Origin of the sequence: Solemya pervernicosa gill symbiont (assembly GCF_002020875.1) — a bacterium.
Classification (GTDB): domain Bacteria; phylum Pseudomonadota; class Gammaproteobacteria.
The window spans coordinates 1-14,334 of record NZ_MPRL01000051.1 but is presented as its reverse complement, the minus strand read 5'-3'; the positions used below and the strand labels follow the sequence as shown (position 1 = coordinate 14,334).

General features: G+C 51.6%; 13 protein-coding genes and 1 pseudogene. 8 read left to right on the top strand and 6 right to left on the bottom strand.

From position 1 onward, the window contains the following. Positions 1-95 precede the first annotated feature (95 nt). From acnB to BOW52_RS11560, 4 genes are all read left to right on the top strand, one after another. Entirely contained in the window at positions 96-2,660 is a 2,565-nt protein-coding gene (gene acnB, locus BOW52_RS11575; RefSeq protein WP_078484235.1) for a bifunctional aconitate hydratase 2/2-methylisocitrate dehydratase, read from the top strand. A gap of 261 nt (positions 2,661-2,921) precedes the next feature. After that, entirely contained in the window at positions 2,922-3,860 is a 939-nt protein-coding gene (locus BOW52_RS11570) for a PilZ domain-containing protein (protein ID WP_078484234.1), read from the top strand. Positions 3,861-4,279: 419 nt separating this feature from the next. Next, positions 4,280-4,570, top strand: a complete 291-nt coding sequence (locus BOW52_RS11565; RefSeq protein ID WP_135622319.1) for a hypothetical protein — start codon at positions 4,280-4,282, stop codon at positions 4,568-4,570. A 115-nt stretch (positions 4,571-4,685) separates the two neighbouring features. Then, positions 4,686-5,147, top strand: a complete 462-nt coding sequence (locus BOW52_RS11560; RefSeq protein ID WP_135622317.1) for a hypothetical protein — start codon at positions 4,686-4,688, stop codon at positions 5,145-5,147. A 57-nt stretch (positions 5,148-5,204) separates the two neighbouring features. Here BOW52_RS11560 and BOW52_RS17075 read toward each other — a convergent pair whose 3' ends face one another. Both BOW52_RS17075 and BOW52_RS11555 read right to left on the bottom strand, forming a co-directional pair. Next, entirely contained in the window at positions 5,205-5,360 is a 156-nt protein-coding gene (locus tag BOW52_RS17075) for a rhodanese-like domain-containing protein (protein WP_172840321.1), read from the bottom strand. Positions 5,361-5,751: 391 nt separating this feature from the next. Further along, complete coding sequence (locus tag BOW52_RS11555) at positions 5,752-6,318, bottom strand: hypothetical protein (protein WP_078484231.1); 567 nt, start codon at positions 6,316-6,318, stop codon at positions 5,752-5,754. Positions 6,319-6,565: 247 nt separating this feature from the next. Between BOW52_RS11555 and BOW52_RS11550 the strand changes: the two genes are divergently transcribed. Genes BOW52_RS11550 through BOW52_RS11540 form a run of 3 tightly spaced genes read left to right on the top strand, consistent with a single transcriptional unit; the run spans position 6,566 to position 10,472 of the window. Next, positions 6,566-8,200: a TonB-dependent receptor gene (locus BOW52_RS11550; protein ID WP_172840320.1), complete on the top strand. Its 1,635-nt coding sequence runs from the start codon at positions 6,566-6,568 to the stop codon at positions 8,198-8,200. 9 nt (positions 8,201-8,209) lie between these two features. Continuing rightward, positions 8,210-8,686 carry a TonB-dependent receptor domain-containing protein gene (locus BOW52_RS11545; protein ID WP_269087653.1) on the top strand — a complete coding sequence of 159 codons (477 nt, stop codon included), beginning with the start codon at positions 8,210-8,212 and terminating at the stop codon, positions 8,684-8,686. 16 nt (positions 8,687-8,702) lie between these two features. After that, complete coding sequence (locus BOW52_RS11540) at positions 8,703-10,472, top strand: ATP-binding response regulator (protein ID WP_172840319.1); 1,770 nt, start codon at positions 8,703-8,705, stop codon at positions 10,470-10,472. 11 nt (positions 10,473-10,483) lie between these two features. Here BOW52_RS11540 and BOW52_RS11535 read toward each other — a convergent pair whose 3' ends face one another. From BOW52_RS11535 to aat, 3 genes are all read right to left on the bottom strand, one after another. Continuing rightward, positions 10,484-11,140: a response regulator gene (locus BOW52_RS11535; protein ID WP_078484227.1), complete on the bottom strand. Its 657-nt coding sequence runs from the start codon at positions 11,138-11,140 to the stop codon at positions 10,484-10,486. Positions 11,141-11,364: 224 nt separating this feature from the next. Then, a complete protein-coding gene (locus BOW52_RS11530; RefSeq protein ID WP_078484226.1) occupies positions 11,365-12,081 on the bottom strand; it encodes an arginyltransferase in 717 nt (238 codons plus the stop codon). Beyond that, positions 12,078-12,809: a leucyl/phenylalanyl-tRNA--protein transferase gene (gene aat, locus BOW52_RS11525; protein WP_078484225.1), complete on the bottom strand. Its 732-nt coding sequence runs from the start codon at positions 12,807-12,809 to the stop codon at positions 12,078-12,080. Before aat ends, BOW52_RS11530 begins: the two co-directional genes overlap by 4 nt. 118 nt (positions 12,810-12,927) lie before the next feature. Between aat and BOW52_RS11520 the strand changes: the two genes are divergently transcribed. Beyond that, positions 12,928-13,572 (top strand): flagellar brake protein, encoded by a 645-nt coding sequence (locus BOW52_RS11520; protein WP_078484224.1) that lies wholly within the window; start codon positions 12,928-12,930, stop codon positions 13,570-13,572. Here the strand turns inward: BOW52_RS11520 and BOW52_RS11515 are convergent. Continuing rightward, a pseudogene (locus BOW52_RS11515) lies at positions 13,526-14,227 on the bottom strand (GNAT family N-acetyltransferase); the annotation flags it as partial. The gene BOW52_RS11520 and the pseudogene BOW52_RS11515 sit on opposite strands and share 47 nt — an antisense overlap. Positions 14,228-14,334 lie beyond the last annotated feature (107 nt).

Genomic DNA, 14,334 nt, shown 5'->3' with positions numbered 1-14,334 from the left:
TCCCCAGTTTTATTGCCCGTTCTGGGCACAGGCACCTCAACAGGGTAGAATCACCCTTTTTAATACCCGACTATTCTTATCAGGTGAATAAATAGATGCTTGAAGCTTACAGAGAACACGTCGCCGAGCGCGAGGCCGAAGGCCTGCCACCGCTTGTCCTGAGTGCTGAACAGACCAGTGAACTGATGGAGTTGCTCAAACAACCCCCCGCTGGCGAGGAACAGACACTCATCGACCTTATTACCCATCGCGTGCCACCCGGCGTTGATGATGCCGCCTACGTCAAGGCCGCCTTTCTCACCGATATCGCCAAGGGGAGTGCCACCTCGCCACTGATCGACAAGGCGCGTGCCACCGAACTGCTCGGCACCATGATGGGTGGTTTCAATATCAACAGTCTGGTCGAACTGCTAGACGATTCCGAGCTGGCGACTACCGCCGCAGCGGCGTTGAGCAAGACCCTGTTGGTGGCCGATGCCTATCACGATGTGATGGAGAAGGCGGCTTCGAACGCTCACGCCAAACAGGTTGTTGATGCCTGGGCCGAAGCGCTCTGGTTTACCGATCGCGAGCCGCTCGCTGAAGAGATCAAGGTCACCGTCTTCAAGGTACCCGGTGAGACCAACACCGATGATCTCTCTCCCGCCTCCGAGGCGTGGAGCCGTCCCGATATCCCACTGCACGCCAAGGCGATGCTGGTCTCCAAGATGCCCGATGCGTTGGAGAAAATCGCCGAGCTGAAGCAGAAGGGGCTACCGCTCGCCTATGTCGGTGATGTGGTTGGTACCGGCTCTTCACGTAAATCGGCGATCAACTCGGTGCTCTGGCATATGGGTGAGGATATTCCCTATGTGCCCAACAAACGTCAGGGTGGAGTGGTGATCGGTGGCAAGATCGCACCGATCTTCTTCAACACCGCAGAGGACTCGGGGGCGCTGCCGATTGAGTGTGACGTGTCGAAGATGGAGATGGGCGATGAGCTGACCATCAAACCGTTTGAAGGGAAGGTCTACAACGGGGCGGGTGAGGTGGTTGCCGAGTTCGATCTCAAGCCGAGCACCATGTCTGACGAGGTGCGTGCCGGTGGCCGTATACCGCTGATCATCGGCCGTTCGCTGACCGACAAGACCCGTGAGGCGCTTGGCCTCTCACCCTCAGAGACCTTTATCCGTCCGGTTGCACCGGCCGACTCCGGTAAGGGCTTTACCCTGGCACAGAAAATGGTTGGCAAGGCGTGTGGTGTTGAGGGTGTGCGTCCCGGCACCTACTGCGAGCCGCGTATGGCCACGGTCGGTTCTCAGGACACCACCGGTGCGATGACCCGTGACGAGCTCAAGGAACTCGCCTGTCTCGGTTTCTCCGCCGATCTGGTGATGCAGAGCTTCTGTCATACCGCTGCCTATCCAAAGCCGATCGATATCAAGCTGCAGCACACGCTGCCCGATTTCATCACCTCACGTGGTGGTGTCTCGCTGCGTCCGGGTGACGGCATCATCCACTCCTGGCTCAATCGCATGTTAATGCCCGATACCGTCGGCACGGGTGGTGATTCACATACCCGCTTCCCGATCGGTATCAGTTTCCCGGCCGGTTCTGGTCTGGTCGCCTTTGCTGCAGCACTTGGCGTGATGCCGCTCGATATGCCCGAGTCGGTACTGGTGCGCTTCAAGGGCGATATGCAGCCGGGTGTCACCCTGCGTGATCTGGTAAACGCCATCCCTCATGCTGCCATTCAGCAGGAGCTGCTGACGGTGGAGAAGGCGGGCAAAAAGAATATCTTCTCGGGTCGTATTGTCGAGATTGAGGGGCTACCTGACCTTAAGGTGGAGCAGGCGTTTGAACTCTCCGATGCCTCGGCCGAACGCTCAGCGGCTGGCTGTACCGTACATCTGAATGAAGCGCCGATCATCGAGTACCTCAACTCCAATATCACCCTGCTGAAGTGGATGATCGCCAACGGTTATGACGACAAACGTACCCTGAGTCGTCGTATCGAATCGATGCAGAAGTGGATTGCTGATCCGCAGCTGTTGGGGCCTGATGCCGATGCTGAGTATGCGGCGGTGGTCGAGGTCGATCTCAATGAGATTAAAGAGCCGATCGTCGCCTGTCCGAATGATCCGGATGATGTGAAACTGCTCTCCGAAGTGGCAGGCAACAAGATCGATGAGGTCTTTATCGGTAGCTGCATGACCAACATCGGACACTACCGTGCCGCCGGGAAGGTGCTGGAGGCCGATGGTGGCTCGGTGCCGACCCGACTCTGGATCGCACCGCCAACCAAGATGGATGAGCATCAGCTGACTGAGGAGGGCTACTACAGCATCTTCGGCAAGTCGGGTGCACGCACCGAGATGCCGGGCTGCTCACTCTGTATGGGCAACCAGGCGCGTGTGGCTGATGAGGCGGTGGTTTTCTCCACTTCGACGCGTAACTTCCCTAACCGTCTCGGTAAGGATGCGCAGGTCTATCTCGGCTCGGCCGAGTTGGCGGCAGTGGCAGCACTGCTCGGTAAGTTGCCGACATCTGAGGAGTATCGGGAGAAGGTCGCACTGCTCGATACCATGGCCGATGATGTCTACCGCTATCTCAACTTTGACCAGATCGATAAGTATCAGGGTGTGGCCAAAGCGGTGCAGATTCCGGTTGTTGCGGCCTGATAGACGACCCTGTGGTGTAAAGAGCCGTGCCGATTACCATCGGCGCGGCTTTTTTATGTCTCAAAAATGACAGATAGGTCACTAATTTTTCAACTATTTAGTCGAGCGGCCGATAAGAGTAGGAAGAGAAGGAGAGGTGTGCCTATAGTGACGTGCGCCAATCTACAAGGGATATAGCTATCGATGGATAGGCATAATAAAATCAGGGTGTTCCGGCGTGTCTGTGCAGATAACGCGGAGAGTGATGGGGAAGGGTAGTTAATGATCGGCTTGATAAAGAAGTTTTCACAGAAATCTGGCAAACAGTCCGGGCAGAAGTCGGACAAGCCGGAGGTGAAGTCGATCCCGTTTGATAAGATCGAGGAGCTGATCGGCTACTTCGTCATCGGCCAGAAGCTCTCCTGCTTCCCCGAATATAAAGAGGATCTACAACTCGATACCATCATCGTTGGTTACATGCTCGATGATGAAGCGGTCTACAGCGCCTCAGAGGTTCAGATCGAGCAAGATAGTGACGGCAATCACCATCTCTATCTGGCCAGGCGGGGAGAGCGGGTCGAGATTAAGAAAGTCGAGAAGTTCTCCATCATGGTGCCTGCTGAGAGCCACGAAGAGGATAAGCTCGACTACGATAGCAAAGCAGAGCTACGTCGTACCGGCATGTTCCGCATCCGTAACTCGATCTCACTCATCTCATCGGTCTGCAAACACGGCACGGTACCAGTGGTCGACTCCACCGTCCGACGTAATCAGGAACTAAAAGAGGGGGTCTATACCAACCTCCGTGTCGCACTGCTCGACCTGGTACCCGAGAGCCTTGCCCTCAAAGAGCGTCGCAAACATACCCGCGTATTTACCAAGATCCCTGCAACACTACGCTCAGGAACCAGTGATAAACGCTACCAGTGCAACGTGATCGACTTCTGCGAAACCAGTGCGCGTATGCAGTTCGACCCCGATAGTAAGGTGTCTGTCATCAGCCAGCCAGGGCGTACTCTCATCCTCGATCTTCCTGTTCCCGAGTGCAATCAGTACTACAGCTTTCAGGGCAGTGTGATGAAAATCGAAAACGAACATCTGGTGATCAATCTGGAGAAGATGTTGAAGGCTGGTACTTTCCGTCAGATGAGCGTCATCGATGCACTGGAAGTAAAGGCGACGCTGCTTAGCCATCCCGCCTCGAGTATGCCGGACGATTAATCGTCAATCGTTTTAGAGTGTAGAAAACAACAAGGAATTAACCCGAGGGAGATGGGATGAAAAAGTCACAGTTCTGTGCATCCAAGCAACAAATTCCACAAATTGATGAGAACAATTGGCGGCATAATACAATTATACGAGCCGGCTACATAACGCATTATATGTGTCGTCCACATAATTAACTGTTATGTGTAAAGAAATGAATATTAAGATAATTATCATCTCATCCGCTGACCGCCATGGAGAGCGAAGTGAGGGCGGTTAGTCCCCGATAGTCGGGGCGCCGTAGGCATAAACGGTCGCGTTAAGTATTTGCCGCTTGCTTGGGCTTGGATGCCCAAAACATGCTTCCGCAAAAATAGCGACTCCCCGAAGTTGTTATGGGGGCACTTGTAGGTGGAGTAACCACATATGAGCTAATGAAACACAATACAATCAACGCTATAAAACCACTTGATCCAAGAATAACTATCTCAGACCAACTAGCATATGGTCTTCCCATAAAAACCGGGCTAGTGCGAAAGATTATGGATGGTGACGAAAAGGAGTATTACCGCCTATCGTGTCTCGATATTTCAATGGAAGTTGAGACCTTTGAACATGAAGTGCCAGCAAGTATGAGGAATTCAAAAAGAGCCACTTTAGCATTAAATGATGCCAAGCAGCTTCTTGATGAAATGAGAAAAAATAGCTTATGCGGCGACACATAACAAGGCGCTCAAACCGACCCGCCTCCGCGGCACTTTTTTGTGCAAATTCGCACAAAACAAGCACCGCTACACCGGTCGGTTTAGCTTAAACGTTATGTTTCAAAAGGAACTTGAGGTGGAAAAATCAAACCATGCATTGCTGATCATGCTCTTACTGTTCGGTTTGCTCATTCCATTTTCAGCCGTATCAGCCCCGGATGAACGATTACTCACGTATGAATTGAAGCCAAGAACAAGCGAGGCGGAATTTGGAAAGGCATTTTTCGTTGATTACTTCGTAAGAAACAACGGAACTAGCCACGTGGTTCTGTGCAAGTGTCAGCGGCTTGGTGAAATAATCTTTGGAAAGTTAGGTGAAAACAACGAGGCCCCCTTGTTCCTCGATCGTTTCAGAACCACTAATCCACCAAAGCCTGAAGATTTCGTCACAATTCCACCCGGATCAGTAGCGAAGTTTAGTTGGGGTGATTTTGGAGAGGAGTACTTTTCAACTACTGGTGAATGGCTGCTGAAAATACGGGATAGCTTCACGCCGGCAGTTGCGCCAAATGGCGAAATGTCTTGGCAAGTAAGATAGGTGCCAGAGAGCAATTGTTTCTAATATTAGAGAGTTTTTTATCTCCGATCCGACCAGTTATTCAAAGTGCATCTTGTTTTCATTTAGTGCATAGGTCCAGGGTAGGCCGTTATTTTTCCATCCATTGACAGTGCGCTGTCCGTTGTCGGCAAGCACCTTGCTTTTGTCACTTTCAAAGCCATCAATGACCGAGTAGACGTTTGTGTAGCCCATCTTGTGCAGAAGATGGATTGCCTTCGCGCTACGTTTCTCCTGGAAAAACGATCTCAGGGAGGAATTGTTGTAAATACTAGAGGGTGTCTCTTCCTGGTCTGGCTTGTTTGCAAGAGAATCTCAGTATGAAGAACAGAATATCAACTTTTCTGTAGTAGAGCTCTGCCTGCCTTGGCCACTATCTATTTGATGCTGCTATTAGTTGGGATTCGATGTTTCTATTGGTCGGCTATATCCGACTAACTCCGTAACACATGTTTTGCGCTGCGTATTGCAAAATATGTGTTACGGATGCGGTGAGTATCCCAGTTAAACCGAGTGCTATGTCATAACCGAATTGGATTTTCGATGTGTTTGTAGTTAATCAATATTGTTGTTTCTATTGAATTAACTATTTTTTATGGCTTGTAACTGTGCCCTTTGTACCAGATGTTTTGTTTGTCCAATGTGCTTTAATTGGTTTGACATCATTAATTACGAACTCCTTGTTTTCGTTAAGTTCGCCTATGATGTCACCTCCGTCTACGTTCACCGTATAACCATCGGGTCCCCATAGGGCAGTGATGTGAACAGGATGGACTTGAAATTCTCCAATCATTACCGCTGTACCAGCGCTAAGGGAAATAACGGATGCCCCAGTTGCGGCAGCTCCGGCAGCAATAATTCCGGTACTTGCGCCACCACTAAATGGAAGAAGGCACACCCCCGCGATCGTTCCAAGTCCTCCTAGTACTGCGCCACCAAGACCTAATACAGCTGACCAATCATTATTATGATTGATTTTATTTTCTGGAGTTCCGGTGACAATAGATAGATCTTGCCATCCAAAACCAGCCGCTGGTAGATTTACGGTATCACCGGGTTCCACATCATTTATAAACTCTTGGACTATGTTTGCCCATGATGTAGCAACATGGATGGGTAGCTTGGTGTTGTTTGTGATTTGTATATTGCTCATATTCAGATATTCCTCTTATTAATTATATTTTCTACAGACTGTCATTGGTCTGATGTGCCGATAAGTGAGTTATTAATCAGCAATGACATCGTAGAAGAAGGTTGAGTGTCTGAGTATTAGACAAAAGTATGAATTTTAAGTTGAATACCTTTCCACCTATAGATGGGGGTATGGATGTTATGTCTATCTGATAGATGTAGGTATGAATGGATAACTGTAAATAAAAATAAATATTAGTGAGGGAACCTTGACGAAAAATACATGGATAGCTCTGTTTTTCCTGGCGCACTTGACCAATGTCTGGGCCGGTTTTGATGAAGAAGAATCGGTAACGATTATTGTTTCGCCCTCGCAGTGGGACGATGATGATTCACCCCCATCTCACGTGAATGAGTATTTGTATGCCGATGATCTCGGTAGGGAAAATATCGACCATACCAGTGAAATCCAGAGAGCGATGCCCGGCATGTCACTGATGCAGGGAGGCGGTTTCGGTAATGTTGTGATTCGGGGCGTTGGCAGCACTCTCTCATCCGCATCCGAGTCGGGTGTTGGTAATTATGTCGATGGTATCTATCTCAATGGCGGCATGTGGTCACCACGCAGTCTCTATGATGTCAAGAGTATCGGACTGCAGAAGGGCCCTAGCAGCGTGGCGCAGGGCTACGGAACCATCGGTGGTGCCCTGTCGATTGTGAGTCGTGACCCCGATCCCTACATTAATGGCTTTGTCGATCTGCTTCTTGGCGACTATGGCCAGAGGCGAGTTAGTGGGGCTTATAACCAACCGCTGGGTGGTGACTGGTCGGTTCGTGTTGCTGGTACGGCTATCCAACGGGACGGTTATACGAAGAACCTCTATCTTGGTAACGAGGTTGATAATCAGGAGAGCTATGCGTGGCGAGGTAAGTTGCGATTCTGGCCGGAAGATGGCTGGGACCTGATGCTGAGCATGGAGACGGAACGTGTCGATGATGCACACGGTTGCGGTAAGCAGCCCGATACCGATTCAGGTGTCAATGGCGGCATTCTGCTCGGAGGCACGGTACCCGATAATCCACGTGAGGTGATGCATGATACACGTGAGTATCAGGACACTGAACGGGATATATACAGCTTCAGAGTAAAGCGCGATTTTGGCCCGGTTAAACTCCATGCAACGACCGGTTATCAGAGGCTCGTTGTCGATTCGAATGAAGAGCTCCATGGCACCGAGGTCGATTTTGCATCAAGTATTCGTGCCTTGCGTAGTGAGGCATTGAGTCAGGAGCTACGCTTCAGCTCTTCGGATGTCGAACGGTTCAGATGGTTGGCGGGGCTCTACCTGCACAACAGTGAGAAACGTCTCGGCTTCGATGTCGATCTGCCAGCGCTGGCTTCGCTGTCACAGGGTAGTGGTGATCTTAATGAGTGGTCGGCGGCGTTGTTCGGTGAATTGGCCTACCGGGTCGAGGCACGCTCCTGGGCACGTTTCGGTCTGAGCTATCGTTACGATAGCCGAGAGGTTGATCAGGATAAGCTCCTGGTCAGCCCGATGGGGAGCAGTCTGCTCAGTAATCGCGATAGCGATGCCTGGTTGGCGCTGCTTCCCGAACTATCGATCGAGCATAATGATCTGAGTAACAATCGCTTCTATGCCAAGGCTGTTCGTGGTTATAAAGCGGGCGGCTTCAATGCGGCATCGATTCAATCGGCCTATGAGCCAGAGTATCTATGGGCTTACGAAATGGGGGTTAGCCGGGCAGCTACAGGACGCCGTCTGAATGGTCACGCCTCGATCTTCTACTACGATTACGAAGATATTCAGCTCTTTACTATTCCAGCCGGTGCGCCGGCGGGCACCACGCCACTGATCAGTAACGCAGCACGAGCCTCGGTTTGAGGTGTCGATCTGAATCTAAACTACAGTATGACTCCAAGACTGGTTTTCGATATTGGCGTTGTTGCGCTGGATGCCCACTACGACGCCTTCTCGACGGTTGATCCTAATAATCCACTTGATGATCCCGATCGTTCCGGCGACCCGCTCCCTGACTCTCCCAATCTGGCGCTAAATTTGGGCCTCTCCTACCACTGGTTGCATGACCAGGGTGTCAAAACGGGTGTGAGTGCAAATTACCGCTATCGTTCCAGGGTCTACTTTAGCCCCTACCACGATGAAGCAGTAATGCAGGAGGGGCATGGGGTGCTCGATATCGGTATGGATATTCGGGGGCATAAAGAGCGCTGGTCGCTGTCGCTGTTTGTAAATAATCTTACCGATGAGCTCTACGCAAGATCGATCGTGCGTCTCGACCCGGTGGTCGGTACGACCCGTTTCTGGGGGGAACCCCGACACCTTGGAACCAGCCTTGAATATCGTTTCTAATTTGTTGAAAACTGACGTGACAACAGATCGAGTTGCTAGCGAACAGAGCGCCGATGATCAGGCAAGAATGGAGGGGATGTTTGTCAAGGAGGCGGTGGATGAGGTCTTTAGAGCAATCAAAGCAGGCCCCTTTGCGGTTATTTTGATCCCCGCTATTGTGGTAGCTGTGATGTGGTCACAGATCGACACTGGAATATTACTACTCTGGTTGTCTCTGATGGTGTGCGTCATTCTGATCCGTTATCGACTCGCCGGTATCTATCATAGCAGTGATGTTACGTGGGAGAACGCACAGCTGTGGAGTGATCGGTTCACTTTGACCTCGTTGGGATCTGGGCTCCTATGGGCCTCAACCCCGATTATCTTCTTCGTTGAAAACTCCATTTCACATCAGCTGTTTATCCTAACTCTGGTGATCAGTCTAAGTATCGGTTCGGTCTTGTTCGGTGCCTATATGCCCAAGGGTTTTTACTACTTTTCCATTCCCACGCTCTCAGCGGTGGTGGGTAGGTTGTTGTTAGAGGGCAGTGTTGCGTATGTCTCGTTATCGATGCTTATGCTTTGGTATCTGCTGATGTCCATCGCGCTTAATAAAAAAATGTGTGGCACGATCCGCTCGGAGATGTTGCTGAGATATAACAGCGATGCAATGACTGAAGCGCTACAGGTTAAAACCGAGGAAGCCAACCAGGCGGCCTTGGCAAAGTCACGATTTCTGGCAGCTGCCAGTCACGACCTTCGTCAGCCACTCCATTCAATGACACTGCTCTTTGATGTACTCAAGGAGGCGGAGAGCAGGGAGGAGCGACAACGACTGTTGTCCAAGGTCGATCTCTCGTTGGTTGCGCTGCGCAACCTCTTTGATGCGCTACTCGACGTCTCCCGACTCGATGCCAATGAGATCACGGCAGAGATGAGTCACTTTGATATTGATAAGCTGATGAAGCAGCTGTCTGAAGAGTTTGAGACAGAGGCAAAAGATAAGGGGCTACGGCTCTCATTTAGAAACAGTTGTGGCGCAGTTGTGACCGATCGATTGTTGTTAGAGCGGATAGTGCGCAATCTGATCAGTAATGCTCTTTTCTATACGGAGAAGGGAGGCGTTCTGCTCACCTGTCGTAAACGTGGTGAGAAGATTCTGTTACAGGTTTGGGATAGCGGTATTGGTATCCCTGAACAGGATCAGGAGGTGATCTTTGACGAGTTCCACCAGTTGAATAATGCCCGACGCAATCGAAGCGAGGGGTTGGGGCTGGGGCTGGCAATCGTCAATCGCCTCTGTCAGCTGCTAGATCTTCCAATTAGCGTACGGTCGAGAGTGGGACGGGGGAGTGTCTTCTCTATTGAGCTGCCTGCAGGGAGTGAATCGATGGTGGTTGCAGCGGAACAGGGTGTTCAGCACAGCTGGGATCTTGCAGGTCGAATCCTGCTGGTCGTTGATGACGATTGTGACGTGCTCGATGCGATGGAGGAGCTGCTGACTAAATGGGGGTGTCGGGTGATTGTTGCCGATACACTTGAAAAGGCGATTGCAGCAGTTGACCGGAGTGGCTCGCTACCCGATGCGTTTATCTCAGATCTTCGCCTCAGTGAGGTGGTGACCGGTGTCGAAGCACTCGATGTTTTGAGAGAGCGTTATGGCCGGTCGATACCGGGGATTCTGATTACAGGCGATTCGATACCCGATCAGGCGGAGTTTACTGAGTCGACGGGCTATCAGCTGCTGTTGAAACCGGTACAGCCAGCGCGACTGAGAACAGTCATACACCAATCGCTTTCGGAGTGAGTGAATCCAGATTAACTGGGAATGATGCCCTGGTGTTGTGCCAACTGCACACACTCAGTGCGGTTCTGTGCGCTTAAGGCGTTAAACAGTGCGCTGATATGCGTCTTGACGGTGTGCTCGGTGAGAAAGAGTGAGGCGCTGATCTGTTTGTTCGAGTACCCCTTCGACAGGAGTAACAGCACGTCATATTGACGCTTGGTAGTACCACTCGCCTTCAGTTGGCTGTTGTTCTCAGCCGCCTTGGGAGGACGAGTGGTTGTGAGGTTGTCGATCTGCTTCTGTATCCCCTCCGGTACATAAATCTCACCGTCCAGCACCGCCTGCAGGGCGCTCAGCATCTCCTTGCTACTATGGGATTTTGGAATAAAACCCAAGGCCCCAATCTCGAGTGCCGCTTTGATCGTGTTTGGGTGCTCTTCAGCCGAGAGCACAATGATCGAGTTCAGGCTGCGGCGTTCATGCATGCGCTGCAGAATCGACATGCCATCCATACCGGGCAAATTGAGATCGATCAGTACCAGGTCGAAACTCTGACTGCTATCTAGAATGGTAATCGCATCCTCGGCGCAGTTCGATTCGGTAATGACGACATTACTATTGAGTTTGGCCAGAATATGACGCAGTCCATCGAGGAAAAGCTGATGGTCATCGACGATTAAAATTTCCATATCACGTACTCGCTAATCCATTTTTATAAATGTTAGCACGAACTGTTTTTTCCAAAATCATACGCTGACCGCCATGGATAGCGAAGCGAAGGGGCGCCGTAGGCATAAACGGTCGCGTTAAGTATTTGCCGCTTGCTTGGGCTTGGATGCCCAAAACATGCTTCCGCAAAAATAGCGACTCCCCGACTTTTGGTTGGTTTGAAGAGTGCGAATCAGGTCGGTAGTTAGGATAGTTCATGCCAGAGGTTTGCTCTGAAGTATTCGAGTGGTCTGTAATCACCCTTGTACGCCATCTTCTGGCAGTTCTCGATCCAGTAGCCGAGGTAGAGGTAGGTTAGTTGCTCTTTTATGCACGCTTCAATCTGCCACTGAATGGCATATTTCCCGAGGCTCCGTTTGCCCTCTTCAGGATCGAAGAATGTGTAAACGGCAGAGAGGCCGTTGGCAACGCGGTCAGTCACTGCGACTGCGAGTAGTTTTCCGTACAGGCGAAATTCGTTGAATTGGGTCTCACTCCAGTTGCTGGTCAGAAAGTTGATGTACTCCTCACTGCTGCTCTCGGCCATACTGCCATCGGGATGGCGTGCATTGAGGTAGCGGCTGTAGAGCGCGAAGTGCTCTTCATCAAAACTGGCCTCAGCTCGAGTTACTGTGAGATCGCTGTTGAGTTTAACAATGCGTCGATCACTGCGTTTTGGCGTGTATTGGGCCACAGGAATTCGTGCCGACCAGCAGGCATCGCACTCAGGGCATTGTGGGCGGTAGAGGTGATCACCACTGCGGCGAAAACCGAGTTCAATCAGTTTATCGTAGATAGCGGGAGTCAGCGCTGCCTCCGGGTCGGCAAACAGCGTTCTGGCAACGTGATCATCCAGATAGCTACAGTCGTGTTCCTGACTGGCGAAGAAGGCGAGAGAGTTTAGGTCGATGCCGTTGCTCATAGGCTGATAGTCTGTTCGCAGGGGACGTCGATCTCTAGCGGCCAACTGGTGGGGGGGTTGGGGTAGTCGCACCACTGGTTAAGAAGAGTGGTGAACTGCTCGCGCCTGATCTCTCGGGCACCCAGGCTGGCCAGGTGATCCGTGTAGACCTGACAGTCGATGAGCTTAAAATCCCAGGCGATCAGCTGTTTGACCAGATGGGCGGTGGCAACCTTGGAGGCATCGGTGGCACGGCTGAACATCGATTCGCCGAAGAAGACCTTGCCGATGGCAACACCGTAGAGTCCGCCGACCAGCTCACCATCCTGCCACGCCTCAACCGAGTGGGCATGTCCGTTTCTGTGCAGATTTTGATAGGCGAGGCCCATCTTCTCATCGATCCAGGTGCCGCTCTGGTCTTTACGGGGTTCGGCGCATCCAGCCATTACGCTGTTGAAAGCACGGTCCAGGGTGATCTGAAAAGGGGCCTTGCGCAGGGTCTTTTTTAGTGAGCGAGAGATCTTTAGCTCATCAGGGAAGAGCACGGTGCGTGGGTCTGGAGACCACCAGAGGATTGGCTCGCCCTCGTTGTACCAGGGGAAAATGCCGTGACGATAGGCCTTGAGCAGGCAGCGCTGGTTCAGGTTGCCGCCAAAGGCGAGCAGCCCGTCTGGCTCTAGCAGTGCTTGGCTGACATCCGGGAAGTGACACTCTTCATCAGATGGATCGATCCAGGGCAGTTCTATCATTACAATTCGTCGGGTTGCGCAATGGGTAACAAGATATTTATATATTGCCTATAACCTGATTATATCTAAGACAGAAGTGACAGCCACTAGGGTGTGAAGCTTGGCAAAGCTAACTGAAATGAAAATTGATATTGGCGCTACGGTTCAGCTCCAATTGATAGGTGATAATGATGCGCCGCGTGGAGAAGTGACGCTGATCGGATATTTGGCTGGCAAGAGTCTTGTCGTGACTACGCCCCAGAGTGAAGAGAAGCCCTTTACCCTGAAGGCAGGTGACCATGTGGCGGTTCGTTACATGGGGGCAAGCGATATCTACGCCTTTTCGACGGTGGTGATGGGGCTCAATAATACACCCTACGACTACCTTCATCTGCGCTATCCCGAGAAGATTGAAGCGGTGAAGATACGCAAGGCACAGCGGGCTGAAACCAATATTGAGGTCAGGGTTGCCAAGGGTGGTGTGGCAGTCGGTGAGGATGGTGTGCGACTACTCGACCTGAGCGCCTCGGGCTGCATGTTGGTGGCCCAGACACACCTTGGTGAGAAAGAGGATATCCTTTCGTTAACGATGCCGCTCACCTTCAGCGGTATGCGTGAGAAGCTACGTATCGCGGGTGTAATTCGTAATAGCAAGATTTTCGAGAATCAAGAGGGTAAGCGCCGCGTTCAGTATGGATTGGAGTTTGGTAAGCTCGATCAGCACCAGAGCCTCTTTATCAACGGTTACGTCTTTGAACAACTCGCCAATGGGCGCGGTGGTTAGCTCCCGCTATGTTGCTTAAACGGCAGGCGATCACGCATGTCGTCGATATACTCGGGGCGCCGTAGGCATAAACGGTCGCGTTAAGTATTTGCCGCTTGCTTGGGCTTGGACGCCCAAAACAAGCTTCCGCAAAAATAGCGACTCCCCGAGCTCGTTCCTGTTGTAGATAACGGTCAATCATTTCGCGAAACTGTGGATCAGCGATCCAGTGGGCCGACAGGGTCTCGGTCGGTTCAAAACCACGTGCCACCTTATGTTCACCCTGTGCCCCCGGCTCAAAACGCTTCAGATCATGTTGAATGCAGTAGTCGATCCCCTGGTAGAGACAGGTCTCGAAGTGGAGGCTATGGTGGTTCTCGAGTGTGCCCCAGTGGCGACCGTAGAGCGTATCATCGCTTCGAAAGCAGATGGCACCTGCGATGATTTTGCCCGAACGTATTGCCAGAATAACGACCATCTTGCGCCCCAATCCACGTCCTACCTCACGAAAGAAGGCCTCGTTCAGTGTTGGAATACCTCCCTTCTCGTGGAAGGTTGAGGCGTAGAAGTGGTGAATCTGTGGCCACAAATCGTCGCTGATCTCATCTCCGTGTAGTACCTGAAATTCAATGCCCGCTTCAATGACGTGCCGACGCTCACGACGCAGTTTTTTCCGTTTGCTGGCATTCGCTGACCGCCATGGATAGCGAAGCGAAGGCGGTTAGTCCGCGATAGTCGACGCCGTCTGCATATTCGTAGTTGAGAGCGCGAGCGAACGACGAA